This window comes from Microlunatus endophyticus, assembly GCF_014646195.1.
Classification (GTDB): domain Bacteria; phylum Actinomycetota; class Actinomycetes; order Propionibacteriales; family Propionibacteriaceae; genus Microlunatus; species Microlunatus endophyticus.
Genome location: NZ_BMMZ01000001.1, coordinates 39,254 through 54,941 on the forward strand (window position 1 = coordinate 39,254; position 15,688 = coordinate 54,941).

Sequence of the window (15,688 nt, forward strand, 5' to 3'; positions counted from 1 at the left end):
GAGGCATTCAGATATGAGCACAGCACAGGCGGAAGCCGGGTCCGAGGTCGACGTCTACAAGGCCGTTCCGACCGGAGAGATCAAGGGCGGCCTGATCGTCATCCACGAGATCTGGGGGCTTGTCGACCACATCAAGGACGTCGCCGACCGGTTCGCTGCGCAGGGCTATGTCGCGTACGCACCGGACATCCTGAGCAAGGCCGGCATCACGCCCCAGGCCGGCAAGGAACTGAGCGAACTCGTCAGCCACCCGGACGAGAAGGTACGCGTCGCGGCCCAGCCGCGATTCCGCGAGTTGATGGCTCCCGCGCAGGACCCGGCGTACGGCGCATGGGCGGTCGGCGCGCTGAGCGCTGTCGTCGATGATCTTGCTGCCCAGCCCGGTGTGGACGGCCGGATCGGTGTCGTCGGCTACTGCTTCGGCGGTTCCTACAGCTTCGCGCTGGCCGCGACCGATGACCGGATCAAGGCTGCCGTCCCGTATTACGGTGCGCCGCCGGACCAGATCTCGGTCGCCAACATCACCTGCCCGGTGCTGGCGATCTACGGCGAGGACGACGAGCGGCTGATCAGCGGATTGCCCGAGGTGACCAAGCGGTTGCAGGACGCCGGCGTCGATTTCACCAGCAAGGTCTACCCGGGAGCCGGGCACGCCTTCTTCAACGACACCAGCTCGCGCTACGACGCCGAGGCGGCCGCAGATGCCTGGACACTGACCTTGGACTTCTTCGCCCGCCATCTCGGGTCAGCCGGCTGATGACCGACTGGATCCGTCCGCTCGGCTCGACCGGGTTGCAGATCAGTGCGATCACCATCGGCGGCGGGCCGCTCGGCAGTCAGCCGCAGCTGTTCGGCTACGAGACGCCGCCGGAGCAGGCCGCCGAGTTGATCAAGGAGATCCTCGCCGGTCCGATCCGCGCGATCGACACCTCCAACGGCTATTCCGGTGGTGAGAGTGAGCGGCGGATCGGCCAGGGGCTGGCCGCTGCGGGCGGTCTGCCCGACGACTTCCTGGTGGTCACCAAGGTCGACGCCAAGGACCGGGACTACTCGGGCGCGCGGGTGCGTGCTTCGGTGCAGGAGAGCCGGGAACGCCTGGGACTCGACGTGCTCCCGCTGGTGCACCTGCACGATCCGGAGTCGTACGACTTCGAGCTGATGTCGGGTCCCGGTGGTGCCGTGGAGGCGTTGGTCGCGTTGCGGGACGAAGGAGTGATCGGCCACATCGGACTGGCCGGCGGACCCGCGCCGCAGATGCAGCGCTATCTCGATCTCGACGTCTTCGAGGTGCTGTTGATGCACAACCGCTGGACGCTGGTCGACCGCAGCGCGACCAAGATCATCGAGAACGCGGCGTCACGAGGCATCGGCGTCGTCAACGCGGCGGTCTACGGCGGCGGCATCCTGGCCGCGCCCCGGTCGGGCTCGACGAAGTACGCCTACCGCCCGGCGAGCGCGGAGACGCTGGCCGCGGTCAGTGCGATGGCCGGCCTCTGTGACGAGTACGGCACCGACCTGGCGACCGCGGCCCTGCAGTTCTCCCTGCGGGATACCCGGATCGCATCGACGATCGTCGGGATCAGCAAGCCGGAACGCCTCGGGCCGTTGATCACTGCCGCTGCCGCGGAGCTGCCGGACGAATTCTGGGACCGGATCGAGGAGTTGGTTCCGGGCCCCGCCAACTGGCTCGATCACTGAACCGGACCGCTAAGAACGTTCTCGCGGATTCTGGAATCGCGCCGAAATCGCGCGACACGCTGATCCGCGATGACGTTCCTGGCGGTTTATGCGATGCCCTCCAGCCAGCCGATCGATCGGAACGTATTGAGGGCGAAGTCGCCCACGGTCGGCGCGCGCAAGTCGCTGCGAGAGAACCACCGCGCGGCGTCTACTTCGTCGCCGTCGGGGACGACGGTCGGGTCGCCGACGATGCGTGCGGTGTAGACGATGCTGACGCACGCGACCTGATCACCGTTCGGGTAGATGATCTTGAACTCAGGGCCGCCGATGGCGCCGACGAGCTGGGTCAGTTCCACTTCGAGTCCGGTCTCCTCCCGGACCTCGCGGCGCCCGGCGTCGGCTGGTGACTCATCTTCGTCGATGGCTCCGCCCACGGTGCCGTACGTGCCGAAGTCGGTCTGTCGTACGAGAAGCACTCGACCCTGATCATCCATCGGCAGCACTGCAACCGTCGGAAGCAGTAGAAGGTCATGGCCCACCTTGGCTCTCAGACGAGCGATGTGAGGGGATACCGGCACGATGCCAATCTAGGCGACCGATGGACGGGATGGTGGTCAGCACCTGGTTCTGTAGGGTCGACTGCGTGACGACTGCTTCCGCCAGCCTGGAGGCGCACCGTGACAGTGTTCGCGCCATCGCCCACAACTTCGGTGTCTCGGACCGGGAGATCTCCCTTGCGCCGCGGCAGGGCCAGGTGAACCTCACTGTCTTCTTGGGGAACGATCTCGTCCTCCGGTTGCCGAGAAAGCAACGGTTCGAAGATCGACTCTCGAAGGAGGCCGAGCTGATCCCCTTCGTGCTGGATCGCGGGATACCGACAGCCCGGCTGGTGAGTTTCGATCCGGGGCACACGGTTGCCGACATCACCTACATCGTGCTGGAGCGACTGCACGGACAAATGATCAACGACATACCATCGCCGGCGGACGGCGGCAGTCGACTCTATGGCTCCCTGTTCGAGATCTTGTCCAGCCTGCATTCAATACGCAGGGATTCCGAGCCGCAGATTCGGAGCGTCGAGACCGCGGAGTTCGCGTACGAGGTGCTCGACGAGTTGACGAGCTCTGGCGAGATCGGGGGAAGTCAGGCAGCTTGGCTGCGGAGATGGTTCGATCATCTGGAGTCGCAGGGCGCGCGCGACTCGGAGCCGGTGCTCCTGCACGGGGACGTCATGCCCTCGAATCTGATCATGAACGAGTCGGGTGACGTGACCGCGATCATCGACTGGGGATCCGCCTGCTGGGGTGAGGCCGCCCGCGACCTGGCCAGCTTCCGAACCTCGACGCTTCCGGTTGTGGTGGACACCTATCGGGCTGCTACAGCATCGCACCAAGCCGCCGCCGGTGGCGTTGGAGCGCTCGAGGCGAGTGTGCTGTGGTATCAGTTGATCTTCGCACTGTTGAAGCTGCTTGGTCGGCAATCGACCTCCGAGACGCGCAACTGGTCCGCGCCCAGGGAGGCGAGGCTGATCGAGATCGTACGGTTCCTGACGACGAACGTTCCGGATCGTTGGAAGAGCCTCCTTCCGGAAGATTGAGCAGACGTGACGGGTCACGAGCTCGCTGGCTAGCAGGAGTTGAGCCTGTCTAGTGCGACGCGGCGGTCGAAATTCACGGACCCGCGCGGACTGCAGTCGATCGATGAGCTCGACCCCAAAGGCTAACCCGCATCGGATGTCGCCCGCGCGTGGTGATCCTGCGGCCGACTGATGAACAGATCGAGTGCCACCGGGCCTCGATGCAGGATGTGGGGTACGTCGACCCAGGTGAGCCAGGGATCTGTAGGTCCAAGGGCTTCTAGTCGTCTGACCGCTGCGACGCTCACTTGATTGACAGCCCGCAGTGTCGCCGTAGTCATCGGCAGGTAGTCGTGCTCGTCGGCGGGGTCGGGCCAGTGGCCGTTCCGGCCATGGCGCATCAGTCGGATGATGCACCGGCTCGGGTCCAGGGCAGAGGCATCGATTGTGGCTGGCTCGATGTCGCGGACGTCGTGACCGGAGCGGCGCAGCGCGTCGAACAGCGGACCAGGGTGGAGAGGTGCGAAGAACACAACGTCGGCCCAGGTGCAATTCAGCGCCGGTATCGGTTCATCGAGGTCTTGTTCTCGACCGCGGTACTTGGCGACGTGGCGGGCGTACAGGTCGGGGTAGGCGTGTTGCAGTTGGCGCAGGGGCAGCAATCGGCTTCCGCGGGTCGTGCTGGGGAGCAGGTGGTAGAGCGTGCCTCGGACGGGCGCGCTGCGGGTGACGGCTTTTTGCTGTGTGGGCATGAAAAAAGCCTCCACACGGCGATCCGGTGAAGGCCTGCTGTTTCCAATGATTCTACCACTGCGGGGGTTCAGCCGCCGGCAGTCGACGTAGTCGGCTTCCGTCCAGTTTCATAGCCGGACCAGCAGTGAAGTATCCGGTCTACTACCTCGGCTGGCGCCTTGTCGGTTACGTCGACCCGGATTGCACCGGGGAGCGTGACGCCGCGCCACCGCTCATAGAAGGTCACTGCCCAGTCCATCGGCACTGGAGTGTCGCGCAGTTGTAGGTGCGCAGCGAGGGCTTCCGGCGAGCAGTCAAGCTGAACCAGCATGACTCGACCGGTGGCACTGCGCCGGATGGCGTCGGCTTCTCGAGCGGTCATGGCGGTAAGTTCTGCCACCACCGGCCAGTTGTTGCTCAGGTACGCGCCGATAGCATCGACGTTCGCAGCGAACATGCGTTGCTCGAGGGCCAGTCCTTGTTCAGGCGTCAGACTCGTCGGGATCGGATGGTGTCGTGGTTGGCAGAGGTCGGCCTGCCAGAGCAGCCAGTCGCCACCAAGCCGATCATGTATCTGCTGTGAGACGGTGCTCTTTCCCACGCCGGAGGGACCGGTGACCAAGATCAAATCGGCGGTGGTCTGTGACACTGTCTACTCCTCGTGAGGACGTTGGCCGGGGCGACACTATGTCCGGCCCTTGAGCACGGCGACGAAGTCGGCCCGTCTTTTCCTGATCATGTCTCGGTCAGCAGTCGCCCAGGCGATAGCCGTTGTGGCGTGTGCCCTTCGACCGGGAGCGCTGGCTGGGTGGTCCAGAACTCGTTGCTCCGTCGTGACCAGATTCTGTTGCGCGGTGACGACCCGGTCGAGAAGGTCGCTGGCCGACAGCCCGAGGTCGCGTGCCTGGTAGCCGTCGGCCAATTCTTTCAGGCGATGCGCTTGCTCGCTGATCGGGACGTTCCCTGCGGATTGGATGCACCACGTCCACGCCATGTAGGCAAGATCGTCGACGGGGTTGCCGGGATGTGCCGCATCCCAGTCGATCAAGGCAACAGGCGATCCGTCCTGGAAGATCGCGTTGTACGCGCCAGGGTCGCCGTGCAGGATGCATTGTCGATCGGCGATCGACTCCGGCCACTCGGTGATCAAGGAGTCCCGCCGAGTCAGCTCGTGGAGTTGCCGAAGCATCCCGCCACCTATCCGGTAGGCGCCGGACTGTCGTTGGCTGGGATGGTCGGTGGTCACCCCGGGTATGAAGCTGAGGATGTCCCGATCCTGATCATCGACGCCGTAGTAGCGCGGCGCGTACGGGTAGCCGAGCTCTTCGAGGCGGATCAGAACGCGGTTGATCCAGTCGGAGTGCTGATTCCGGGGACGGCGCACCGTGTTGCCGATGCGTACGACCCCCGGGGTGATGCGACCACCTGTGAGTTCGATCTCCTTCACGTCCCCCAGAATCGCACGTCGCGTGCTTGAGCCGGATCGACGTTAACCTCCAGTGGGATGGTTCGGTCGGCTATAGGAGTTGCTCGGAACGTGGTTGGCGTCGCGGACATGCTGGGAGTCGTTACACCCGATCGAGCGGCGTTGCCGACGATCGGTCGGGATGGGCGGTTGGTCGCGATGACCGTCCGAGTCCGGGCACATGCCCGCTCCCGGCATGGTCTTTCAGATTCGAGGTCGTCAGGGCTTCCCGACGAGGCGTCCGCGGGACAGCGCGTTCGGGTGTGGCAAACAGGCGACGGCGGCTGGCTCGAGCCATTCGCGGACTGGACGACGAGTTGGGGCGCCCAATGGTCGCCAGATGGGACCAGGTTGGCGGCCTATGTGCATCGTGACGGCGGCGCGGCGACGCTCGCCGTCTGGGATACGCAAGACCGCGTCGTTCGTGACCTGGCGATCACGGCCGGAACCCACTTCACCTTCGAGCGCCCGCAGTGGGCTCTCGACGGCAGCGCGCTGCTGGCCGAGACGTACGGCCCCGTCGTCGCGACCGAGGAGCACAGCGTCGCCCCTGATGCGTCAGGGCCCGCCTTCGTACGGGTGCTGCGCTCTGATGACGATCCGCAGGACTCGCGGGCCGCCCCCTGTGCTGGATGCATCAGACCTAACGCTGATAGGTCTGGACGGGACCAGCAGGGTCCTGATCCGTGATTGGACCGTCCGGAGCTGGAGGGTTGCACCCGGGGGTCGCCGGGTGGGGTGTCTGCGGCTGCGCCGATTGGACGTTCTGCATCATCAGCCACGATTCGATCTGGAGATCATCGATCTGGATTCGGGACGCGTGACGACCGCTGCTCGCGAGATCCCGCAGCAGTACGGCTTGGCCTGGTCCTGGTCGCCGGACGGCGCGACCATCGCCTATCTTGCGTCGGAGCAGCACAGCGCGGACGAGTTGTGGGTGGCGGCGGCCGACGGCACCGGCAGCCGGCGATTGATCGGTAGCGCAGATGGGCGATACGGCGGCTTCCGTGCTGGCGACTCGCACTATCAAGCGCCGCGGTGGCTGGATCACCACACCGTGATCTGGCATCGGGAGGGGGAAGGCTTCCTCAGCGTCCCGCTCGCCTCGGGTAACCCCACGCTGGTGCCGACGCCGACAGGTCAGGTTGAGCAGTGGCTGATCGATCCGGACGAGTCCTCCATCCCCGTCGAGAGCGCCGATTTCTTGTACTCCGTCCGCAGTTCGGCAGGCCAGGTTGCGCTCGACCAGATCGATCCGACCCACGGATCACGTCGTACGGTAACCAGTCTTCCGGGCTCGATCTCGCCGTCTCAGTTGCATGTGGGCGGCTGGCGCGGCGGCGGTACGTTTCTGATCCAGTCGGCGGACCAGCCGGGCGAGCTGTGGATCGGAGAACCTGAGGGCGCTCGGCGGATCGCCTCCTTGAATCCTTACCTGGAGCCAGTCCATACGGCTCGCCGGATCAGCTGGGGTGAGGGCGAGGCCGGGCTGGCCGCCGGCGTGCTGGTTCCCGCGGGTTCGCCGCCCGCGACGGGCTGGCCGGTAGTGATCAGCGTGTACGGCGGCGATCGCGGCTCACGGAGGGTCGACCAGTACGAGCCCGAGAACGGCATCCTGTACCCGAGTCTGCTCACCTCCCGTGGGTGGGCCGTCGTCTATCCTGACCTTCCGCTGACCGACATCGACCCGATGCGGCAGTTCGCCCCACTTGTCCGAGCAGCGCTGGACCACCTGTCGGAGGTCGTCCCGATCAATCGCCGCCGGATCGCCCTGATCGGCAACAGCTACGGCAGCTACACGGCCCTCAGTCTGCTGGTCACGATGCCGAAGACGTTCTGCGCCGCCGCAGTGTCAGCGCCGCTGATCAACCCGTTGGCGTCCTACGGCGCTCTATACGCCGACGGCCGCTCGCTCGAAGGATTTTGGGAGAACGCTCAGGGCAGGATGGGGTGCCCGCCATGGGAGGCACCACAGAGGTGGCTGGAGAACAACCCGTACCTGTGGCTTGATCGGGTCGACGCACCGGTGCTGATCGGGGTCGGCGGTCCCGGCCTGCCCGGGGAGGAAGCCCAAGCAGAGCAGCTCTTCGCCGGGCTCCGACGGCTTGGGCGCCGGGCAGAGTTGCGTCACTATCCCAGGGAGGGTCACGCGCCGTCCAGCTGGGGGACCGCAGCCTACGGAGACTTCGCTACCCGGATCGTCGACTGGATCACCGGTCACGATGGGCGGGTGGGATAGCGTTCGAGCATGGTGCAACCCGCCGGCTACTTGGAGGGGCTGACCGACAGCCGACGATGGGAGGGATTCCTTTTCCGTCCCGGCGACATTGTGATCAGTGTGCCTTCGAAGTGCGGGACGACCTGGTTGCAGATGATGTGTGCACTGTTGATCTTCGGTCCGGAATTGCCCGGGCCATTGACGAGGTTGTCACCATGGCTGGATATGCGGCTGCGGCCGGTGGATGAGGTCCGCAGTGTCTTGGCCCGGCAACAGCATCGGCGGTTCATCAAGACGCACACCCCGTTGGACGGATTGCCGCAACGAGATGACGTCACCTATCTGGTGATGGGACGAGATCCCCGTGATGTGGCAATCTCGATGGCTCATCATCGGGCCAATCTCGACGGCGACCTGATCTCAAGACGGCTGGCCGCTCCGTCCGATAGTTCGGATCGTCCGTCATCTGGGTCGCCTCCGATGAGTCTGCATGACCAAGTGATGAACTGGATCGAGGATGATCGCGCGACACAGATCGCGTTGTCGACGCTCAAGGGCGTGGTCTGGCATCTGGGAGACGCCTACCGCAGACGTGACCAGGCGAACATCGTCGTGTTTCATTACGCCGAGCTGACAGATGATCTTGAAGGCGAGATACGTCGGCTGGCGAGCCGACTGGGGATCGACGCTCCGACTGCGCCGTGGCGGGAGCTCGCGCGGTTGGCACGGCTGGACTCGATGCGCGTTGACGCGTCCATGGTCGTGTCGGACGAGGGCATCGGATTGCTGAGGGAGCCCGATCGATTCTTCCATGCCGGCCGTAGCGGGCAGTGGACGGATTTGCTCGACTCAGACGATCTCAACCGCTACGAAACCCGTTTGGCGGAACTGGCCGAGCCGGAGCTGATCGCCTGGCTGCACCAAGAGGGTCGGTGATCCCTCTATCGCTACTCGATCTCGGGTATGGCATGCAGCTCAGTCGTCTTGGGTGTGGCGCCGATCGGCTTGCTGAGGGTGGCCAAGAGGCTCCAACTGCCATGAGGGGATCCGTCCGGTGGCTTGGACCAAGATGCCGGCGACGGGCTGTCGGCGAGCATCCGCGGTGATGACCACATCAGCGCCCCTAAGCAGATATCGCAGCCCACCGGTCGATGATGATTGGGATCGCCGTGTTGTGCCACCAAGAAGGGCTGACGTTGCACGGGCTTTGACGGCGGCCGTTGACATTTAGAGACGATCGGTCTAAATTCAAGTTCCGTGACTGAGACACCCGTCCGTGGCCGTCGGGGCAGACCCCCGAAGGTGCCGCGAGAGCACGGCGATACCCGCGAGGTGTTGTTGCACTGCGGCGTGGAGATCCTCACCGCCCAGGGCCTGACGGCGACCGGGATCGACACTGTCCTCAAGCGGGTCGGTGTACCGAAGGGCTCCTTCTATCACTACTTCGACAGCAAGGAATCCTTCGGTCTCGAGGTGTTGCAGCGCTATGCCGAATACTTCGCGCGCAGGCTGGACCGGCGGCTGTTGGACGAAGATCAACTGCCGTTGCAGCGGCTGGCCGGAATCGTCGAGGACGCCAAGGCCGGCATGATCAAGTACGACTTCGAACGCGGCTGCCTGGTCGGCAATCTCGGCCAGGAGGTGGGGGCGCTTCCGGACAGTTTCCGGGCGGAACTGCAGGCCGTCCTCGCGGACTGGAAACAACGCCTTGCCGCCTGCCTCCGGCTGGCGGTCGAGGCCGGACAGCTCAGGCTTGACACCGACTGCGACAAGCTCGCGGAGTTCTTCTGGATCGGGTGGGAGGGCGCGGTCCTGCGCGCCAAGCTCGATCGCAGCGTCCACCCGCTCGACGTCTTCATCGACGGATTCCTCGAGCGGGCATAGATCACCTCGCTCATCAATCAACCACTGCCAACCAGGAAGTAGCAGTTGTGACGAAAGTTGCTGTGCTCGGCGCGGCCGGAGCGATCGCGAAACTCGCGATCCGGCAGCTCCTCGAAGATCAATCCAACGAGCTGACACTCTTCTTGCGAAACTCCAAGCGCCTGAAGGACCTGCCCGATGATCATGTCCAGATGGTCGACGGCGACGTCCTTGATCAAGAACTGCTGACCAGGTCGGTCAGCGATCAGGATGTCGTGTACGCCAACCTCGGCGGCCATGACATCGAAGCCCAGGCCAGAGCCGTGGTCTCCGCGCTCGGCGCGGCGGGCACGCGCCGGCTGATCTGGATCTCGACCCTCGGCATCTACAACGAGGTGCCCGGCGAATTCGGCAAGTGGAACCACCAGATGCTCGACGGGGGCTACCTGGAGCCCTACAGCGCCGCCGCCCAGGTCGTCGAATCATCGGACCTCGACTACACGATCATCCGGCCGGCCTGGCTGACCGACACGGACGAAGTCGACTATGAGCTGACCCAGAAGGGAGAGCCGTTCCAGGGCACCGAAGTCTCCCGCAGGAGTGTTGCCGACCTGGTCGTACGCCTCATCCAGGACCCGACCCGCGACATCGGCAGTTCCCTGGGCGTGGACAAGCCCGGCACCGACGCCGACAAGCCCAGCTGGTACTGATCGGCCTGTTCAACCGATCTGCTCACGCCGCAAGGCGGCGACGGCAGCCCCGACAGGTACGTCACCGCCGGTCAGCACCAGCGTCCGACCCGGCGCCGGATTGATCAACAACTCGGTGATCACCGCCGCAACATCAGCCCGCGGGACACTGCCCGGCGCAGCCGGGGCATTCTCCAGTCGGACCCGGCCAGTGCCCGGATCATCGGTCAGCCGCCCGGGGCGCACGATCGTCCAGTCCAGGTCACGGGCCCGAAGATCATCCTCGGCCTTGGTCTTGGCATCGAGATAGGCGGCCCAGACCTCATCCGAGCCGGCAGCAGGCGGTTCACCGGCCCCGATGGTCGAGATCTGGACGAACGCTCGTACGCCTGCGGCCCGGCAGGCGTCGGCCAACAGCACCGAACCGCCCAGATCCACGCTGTACTTCCGTTCCAGGCCGCTGCCCGGGCCGGCGCCGGCAGCGAAGACCACCGCATCGACGTCGGCCAGGACGGGGCCAAGATCGTCGGCCGAGCCTCGCTCCAGATCGAAAAGCACGGGCTCCGCCCCGGTCGCCCGCAGCTCGGGTGCATGATCAGCATTGCGGACCAGATTGTACGCCTGATGGCCGGCTGCGCTCAGCTGGCGGGCCAACAGCAGAGCGATCTTTCCGTGACCTCCGGCGATCAGCACCTTCATGATCAACTGCCTCCTCGTCAGCCGGGACGACCCGACTCTACCCGGCTGCGCCATAGTGGCTCCTGACGCAGATCGACGATCGAACGAGAGGCAGTCATGACCGAACCGGCCGAGGGCCCGACGAAGCAGACGGTTCCAGCGTGGTCGAGGGGATGGCTGGAGATCCGCCAGCTCGCGACCGGCCGCGGCAACTGCGCACTGATCATCGCACCCGATGGCACCAGCTACGTCGTCGATGTCGGCGAGTCCCACCGGGAAGCTCGATCCTCGACAGCGCCCAAACCGGACGGCTCCCGGCGCCCAGGGGAGTGGGCGGCCCGCTATATCGCCCGCCATCTGCCCGAGGGCGGGCGTGACCGGATCGACTACCTGATCGCCACCCACCTGCACGGTGATCACATCGGTGAGGTCGGCGGGGAGAACGGTGTCACCGGGCCGGCGTCGGCCGACGGGTCGTACGTCCTGACCGGCATCCCCGACCTCGCCCAGCACCTGGAGATCGGGATGCTGGTCGACCGGGCATTCCCTTCGTACGACTACCCGCAGTCGCTGGAGGACCCGACGGTGAGCAACTACCGCAACTTCGTCCAGGCCAGGGTGCACGGCGGCGGATCGGTCGCCCGGATCGAGGTCGGCGCCACCGACCAGCTGGCCCCGCGCACCGACCCGCAGGCGTTCCCCGGCTTCTCCGTTCGCGGCCTCGCTGCGAACGGCGTCGTCTGGGCCGGCAGCGGCAACCACACCCGGAGCCTGTTTCCCGATCTTGATCAACTGCCTCCGGACCAGTATCCGACCGAGAACATGTGCTCACTGGCGCTGCTGTTCTCCTACGGCGCCTTCCGGTTCTACACCGGCGGTGATCTCCCGTTCGCGACCGCCGACGGCGCCGAGTCCTGGCGCGACATTGAGACCCCGGTCGCCCGCGCTGCCGGTCCGGTCGACGTCGCGGTCCTGAACCATCACGGTTATGTGGACGCCGACGGCCCCGAGTTCGTTCGCGCGCTCCGGCCGCAGGTGTTCGTCGGGTCCGGCTGGGACTCCTGCCATCCGACGATCGAGGTGCTGGCCAGGCTGCTGGACCGCCGGCTCTACCCGCAGGACCGGGAGGTGCTGGTGACGAACATGATGGAGGAGAACCGGATCGTCAATCGTCGGCTCGACGAATGCGGCAGCGACGAGGGGCACATCGTGATCCGGGTGGCACCGGGCGGGTCGACCTTCGAGGTCAACATCCTCGACAACTCCGACGAGGAGGATCGGCTGTTGAAGACGTTCGGACCGTATCAGTCCGGACGCGCGAGACGTTGAGCATCGCGGGCTGCCGCCAGTGCTTCGTCCCGTTGGTCCCGCCAGGAGGCGCGATAAGCGAACGCGGCGTCAGCCGCGTCGGCGGAGATCACGGCCAGCGAGGCCGGAGCCAGTTCGGCGACGTCCGCCGGATCGACGGCATGAGCCAGCGGAAAGCCGTACTTGTCCCGGAAATGATCCATCCACAGCACGACCAGCGCCCGATCACCGGGCAGCCGGGCGGTCTCCTCGTTCCCGCGTTCCGACCTGACGACCGTCCAGCTGCCGTCTGCGCCCGGCATGGCGCTGAAGCTCGGATCACCCAGCCAGGCCCAAGCCGCCCACCGGGTCGGAGCGGGTGCGTCGCGGTGGTGCCGGCTCAGTGTCCGCGCCAGCGACTCTGGCGTCCACGGGGCAGGAAACCAGCTGGTCAGGCTCACCGACAGCTCGACCGCGGTGAGCCAACCCCAGGACTGATCAGCGGCGCCGGCCGCGGCATGGTCCAGCGCTGCCGACAGCGCTACCGTCGACAGCGCCGGCGATCCTCCGTCGAGCAGTGCGAGGTGCAGTTGCAGGAACCGTAGATACCGCCGATGCTCGGCCTCGTCGCGAGACGGCGGCAGCGGGATGTTCGCGACAGTCGGGCTCTCCCAGCTCAGCTCGACGTCCCACGGTCCCATCCGGTTCACTCAGCCGACGTTGCAGGTGACGCCCGTCGCGTGCACCGGGCAGTAACCGTTCGGCACCTTGATCAGATACTGCTGGTGGTATTCCTCGGCATAGTTGAACGGCTCTGCCGGCAGGATCTCGGTGGTGATCTCGCCGTAGCCCTTCTTGGTGAATTCCGCCTGGAACTCATCGCGGACCTTGGTCGCGACCTCGGCCTGCTCCTCGTTGGTTACGTAGATCGCCGAGCGGTACTGGGTGCCGACATCGTTGCCCTGCCGCATGCCCTGCGTCGGGTCGTGGTTCTCGAAGAAGATCTTGAGCAGCCCGGCGTAGCTGATCTTGTCCGGGTCGTAGGCGACCTTGACCACCTCGGCGTGACCGGTGCCGGCGCTGCAGACCTCTTCGTAGGTCGGGTTGGGGGTGTAGCCGCCGGCATAGCCGACCGCGGTCTGGGTGACGCCCTCGGTCTGCCAGAACAGCTTCTCCGCACCCCAGAAACAACCCAGGGCGAAGTAGCCGACCTCGGACCCGGCCGGAACGGTGTGCAACTCGGTCCCGTAGACCTCGTGGAAGGTGGGGGTTTCGAGGATCGGCGTATCCCGGCCCGGCAGCGCACGCTCCGGCTCGATCATCGTCACCTTGTGGCGCAGCGATGAGAACAGTGACACGATTTCTCCCCTTTCGTCATGGTCTCCCAACCTGGTGCGGCGGGGGAACCACAGGAGTCAATGGCCCGGGACGGGCAGGTATTCCCCTTCCATTGTCCACGCCATCTGTGCATGCCGTCTGTCCACGCCATCTCGATAGCCGACTCAGGCCGGCCGGTACGCTCGCCAACTATGAGCCAAGAGCCCCACCCCCGATTCCAGCAGCCAGGATTCGAGACGCTTGCGATCCACGCCGGACAGGAGCCCGATCCGACCACCGGAGCGGTGGTTCCGCCGATCTATGCCACCTCGACCTACGCCCAGGACGGCGTCGGCGGGCTGCGCGGCGGCTACGAGTACTCCCGGTCCGGCAATCCCACGCGTACGGCGTTGGAGGAGTGTCTGGCCGCGCTCGAGGGCGGCGTACGGGGATTGGCCTTCGCCAGCGGGCTGGCGGCCGAGGACACCCTGATCCGGACGCTCGCCAACCCCGGTGACGAGGTGCTGCTGCCCAATGACGCCTACGGCGGCACGTACCGCCAGTTCGCCCGGCTGCACGACCGCTGGGGGATCGTCAGCACACCGGTCCCGATCACCGATGCGGACGCCGTCGCCGACGCGATCACCCCTGGCAGGACTGCCGTCGTCTGGCTCGAGACACCGACCAATCCGCTGCTCAACATCGCCGACGTCGCCCGGATCGCCGAGGCTGCTCATGCCGCGGGTGCCAAGGTGGTCGTCGACAACACTTTCGCCACGCCCTACCTGCAGCAGCCGCTGACCCTGGGGGCCGACGTGGTCGTGCACTCGACGACCAAGTACTGCGGAGGGCACTCCGATGTCGTCGGCGGCGCCTTGGTCACCAGCGATGTCGATCTTGGAGAGAAGCTCGCCTGGGCCCAGAATGCGATCGGTGCGGTGGCAGGGCCGTTCGATTCCTGGCTGGTGCTGCGCGGCCTCAAGACCCTGGCCGTACGGATGGACCGGCACTGTGTCAATGCTGCCGCAATCGCTTCCTGGCTTGAGGATCACTCGGCTGTTGCGGAGGTCTTCTACCCTGGGCTCGCGTCCCATCCTGGTCATGATCTTGCTGCCCAGCAGATGCGGGCCTTCGGTGGCATGATCAGCTTCCGGACTGCGGCCGGGGAACAGGCGGCCGTGGACTTCTGCGGCCGCACCAAGATCTTCACCTTGGGCGAATCGCTCGGCGGCGTCGAATCCTTGATCGAGCACCCCGGACGGATGACCCACCAGTCCGTTGCCGGAACCGCGCTCGAGGTGCCCGCCGATCTCGTACGCCTCAGTGTCGGCATCGAGAACCTCGACGACCTGCTCGCCGATCTCGACGCCGCCTTCGGCTAGCCTTCGACCCGCCAGTCGATCGGGTCGGCGCCGGCCTTGATCAAGTAGCCGTTGGCACGGCTGAAGGGGCGCGATCCGAAGAAGCCGCGGTCGGCCGACATCGGCGACGGGTGCGCGCTGGCGATATAGGGAACCTGACCCAGCATCGGGATCAGCGACTGGGCGTCGCGGCCCCAGAGGATGGCGACCAATGGGCCGCCGCGTTCCACCAGTGCCTCGATCGCCCGTTGGGTGACCTGCTCCCAGCCCTTGCCGCGATGCGAGCCCGGTCGGCCGGGCTGGACCGTGAGGACTCTGTTGAGCAGCAGTACGCCCTGCTCGAACCACGGGCCCAGGTCACCGCTGCGGGCCCTCGGGATGCCGAGGTCGGCCTCGAGTTCGGTGTAGATGTTGCCCAGGCTGCGGGGAATCGGCCGGACATCGGGAGCGACCGAGAAAGACAACCCGACCGGATGGCCGGGCGTCGGATAGGGGTCCTGGCCGACGATCAGCACCCGGACGTCGGCCAGCGGTCGACTGAAGGCGCGCAGCACTGCATCGCCCGCCGGCAGATAGCCGCGTCCGGCGGCCAACTCGCCGCGCAGGAATTCACCCATCGCGGTCACCGTGCCGGCCACCGGCTGCAGCGCGGTCGCCCAATCCGGGCTGATCAGTTCGGACAGCGGCTTCGGGGGCACGGATCCCTCCTGTGGGTCGAGTGGCTCGCGGACGATCGTGCCATGCCGGGCGCGGGATCCGTACGCTTGGTCGTCGCGGATGGAAGACTGGCGGCGTTGTGGTCAGCCGGATCCGGGTACAGCT

At 65.9% G+C, this 15,688-nt stretch carries 18 protein-coding genes; 10 read left to right on the forward strand and 8 right to left on the reverse strand.

What is annotated here, in order from left to right:
• The first annotated feature begins 13 nt into the window (after nucleotides 1-13).
• Nucleotides 14-757 (forward strand): dienelactone hydrolase family protein, encoded by a 744-nt coding sequence (locus IEY07_RS00220; RefSeq protein WP_188893175.1) that lies wholly within the window; start codon nucleotides 14-16, stop codon nucleotides 755-757.
• Nucleotides 757-1,698 carry an aldo/keto reductase gene (locus IEY07_RS00225; RefSeq protein ID WP_188893176.1) on the forward strand — a complete coding sequence of 314 codons (942 nt, stop codon included), beginning with the start codon at nucleotides 757-759 and terminating at the stop codon, nucleotides 1,696-1,698. Before IEY07_RS00220 ends, IEY07_RS00225 begins: the two co-directional genes overlap by 1 nt.
• Before the next feature lie 86 nt (nucleotides 1,699-1,784).
• Here the strand turns inward: IEY07_RS00225 and IEY07_RS00230 are convergent, their stop codons facing one another.
• A complete protein-coding gene (locus IEY07_RS00230; RefSeq protein ID WP_188893177.1) occupies nucleotides 1,785-2,258 on the reverse strand; it encodes an NUDIX domain-containing protein in 474 nt (157 codons plus the stop codon).
• A gap of 65 nt (nucleotides 2,259-2,323) precedes the next feature.
• On the opposite strand from IEY07_RS00230, the gene IEY07_RS00235 reads away from it, so the two are divergent.
• The gene (locus tag IEY07_RS00235; RefSeq protein ID WP_188893178.1) at nucleotides 2,324-3,277 is read left to right on the forward strand and encodes a phosphotransferase family protein; all 954 of its coding nucleotides are present in this window, start codon (nucleotides 2,324-2,326) and stop codon (nucleotides 3,275-3,277) included.
• Nucleotides 3,278-3,399: 122 nt separating this feature from the next.
• Here the strand turns inward: IEY07_RS00235 and IEY07_RS00240 are convergent, their stop codons facing one another.
• From IEY07_RS00240 to IEY07_RS00250, 3 genes are all read right to left on the reverse strand, one after another.
• Entirely contained in the window at nucleotides 3,400-4,008 is a 609-nt protein-coding gene (locus tag IEY07_RS00240; RefSeq protein WP_229669574.1) for a hypothetical protein, read from the reverse strand.
• 68 nt (nucleotides 4,009-4,076) lie between these two features.
• Complete coding sequence (locus IEY07_RS00245) at nucleotides 4,077-4,637, reverse strand: P-loop nucleotide/nucleoside kinase family protein (protein WP_188893180.1); 561 nt, start codon at nucleotides 4,635-4,637, stop codon at nucleotides 4,077-4,079.
• A 36-nt stretch (nucleotides 4,638-4,673) separates the two neighbouring features.
• Nucleotides 4,674-5,435: a phosphotransferase family protein gene (locus IEY07_RS00250; RefSeq protein WP_188893181.1), complete on the reverse strand. Its 762-nt coding sequence runs from the start codon at nucleotides 5,433-5,435 to the stop codon at nucleotides 4,674-4,676.
• Nucleotides 5,436-5,804: 369 nt separating this feature from the next.
• Here IEY07_RS00250 and IEY07_RS00255 point away from each other — a divergent pair, with 369 nt between their 5' ends.
• The 5 genes from IEY07_RS00255 (at nucleotide 5,805) to IEY07_RS00275 (ending at nucleotide 10,244) form a co-directional block, all read left to right on the forward strand.
• On the forward strand, nucleotides 5,805-6,143 hold the full coding sequence (locus tag IEY07_RS00255; RefSeq protein WP_188893182.1) for a hypothetical protein: 339 nt from the start codon (nucleotides 5,805-5,807) through the stop codon (nucleotides 6,141-6,143).
• Between the two features lie 130 nt (nucleotides 6,144-6,273).
• Complete coding sequence (locus IEY07_RS00260) at nucleotides 6,274-7,692, forward strand: alpha/beta hydrolase family protein (RefSeq protein ID WP_188893183.1); 1,419 nt, start codon at nucleotides 6,274-6,276, stop codon at nucleotides 7,690-7,692.
• Nucleotides 7,693-7,701: 9 nt separating this feature from the next.
• Nucleotides 7,702-8,607: a sulfotransferase domain-containing protein gene (locus IEY07_RS00265; protein ID WP_188893184.1), complete on the forward strand. Its 906-nt coding sequence runs from the start codon at nucleotides 7,702-7,704 to the stop codon at nucleotides 8,605-8,607.
• A gap of 321 nt (nucleotides 8,608-8,928) precedes the next feature.
• Complete coding sequence (gene acuR / locus IEY07_RS00270; RefSeq protein ID WP_188893185.1) at nucleotides 8,929-9,555, forward strand: acrylate utilization transcriptional regulator AcuR; 627 nt, start codon at nucleotides 8,929-8,931, stop codon at nucleotides 9,553-9,555.
• 47 nt (nucleotides 9,556-9,602) lie between these two features.
• Nucleotides 9,603-10,244, forward strand: a complete 642-nt coding sequence (locus tag IEY07_RS00275) for an SDR family oxidoreductase (protein ID WP_188893186.1) — start codon at nucleotides 9,603-9,605, stop codon at nucleotides 10,242-10,244.
• A 9-nt stretch (nucleotides 10,245-10,253) separates the two neighbouring features.
• Here the strand turns inward: IEY07_RS00275 and IEY07_RS00280 are convergent, their stop codons facing one another.
• Complete coding sequence (locus IEY07_RS00280; protein WP_229669575.1) at nucleotides 10,254-10,976, reverse strand: SDR family oxidoreductase; 723 nt, start codon at nucleotides 10,974-10,976, stop codon at nucleotides 10,254-10,256.
• 42 nt (nucleotides 10,977-11,018) lie between these two features.
• Between IEY07_RS00280 and IEY07_RS00285 the strand changes: the two genes are divergently transcribed.
• A complete protein-coding gene (locus tag IEY07_RS00285; RefSeq protein ID WP_188893187.1) occupies nucleotides 11,019-12,230 on the forward strand; it encodes a ComEC/Rec2 family competence protein in 1,212 nt (403 codons plus the stop codon).
• Here the strand turns inward: IEY07_RS00285 and IEY07_RS00290 are convergent.
• Both IEY07_RS00290 and msrA read right to left on the reverse strand, forming a co-directional pair.
• Complete coding sequence (locus IEY07_RS00290) at nucleotides 12,206-12,889, reverse strand: hypothetical protein (protein WP_188893188.1); 684 nt, start codon at nucleotides 12,887-12,889, stop codon at nucleotides 12,206-12,208. The two genes, IEY07_RS00285 and IEY07_RS00290, sit on opposite strands and share 25 nt — an antisense overlap.
• A gap of 9 nt (nucleotides 12,890-12,898) precedes the next feature.
• A complete protein-coding gene (gene msrA, locus IEY07_RS00295; protein WP_229669662.1) occupies nucleotides 12,899-13,510 on the reverse strand; it encodes a peptide-methionine (S)-S-oxide reductase MsrA in 612 nt (203 codons plus the stop codon).
• Nucleotides 13,511-13,717: 207 nt separating this feature from the next.
• Here msrA and IEY07_RS00300 point away from each other — a divergent pair, with 207 nt between their 5' ends.
• Nucleotides 13,718-14,887 (forward strand): cystathionine gamma-synthase, encoded by a 1,170-nt coding sequence (locus IEY07_RS00300; RefSeq protein ID WP_188893190.1) that lies wholly within the window; start codon nucleotides 13,718-13,720, stop codon nucleotides 14,885-14,887.
• Here IEY07_RS00300 and IEY07_RS00305 read toward each other — a convergent pair.
• Complete coding sequence (locus IEY07_RS00305) at nucleotides 14,884-15,564, reverse strand: uracil-DNA glycosylase (RefSeq protein WP_188893191.1); 681 nt, start codon at nucleotides 15,562-15,564, stop codon at nucleotides 14,884-14,886. The genes IEY07_RS00300 and IEY07_RS00305 overlap by 4 nt on opposite strands.
• Nucleotides 15,565-15,688: the final 124 nt, after the last annotated feature.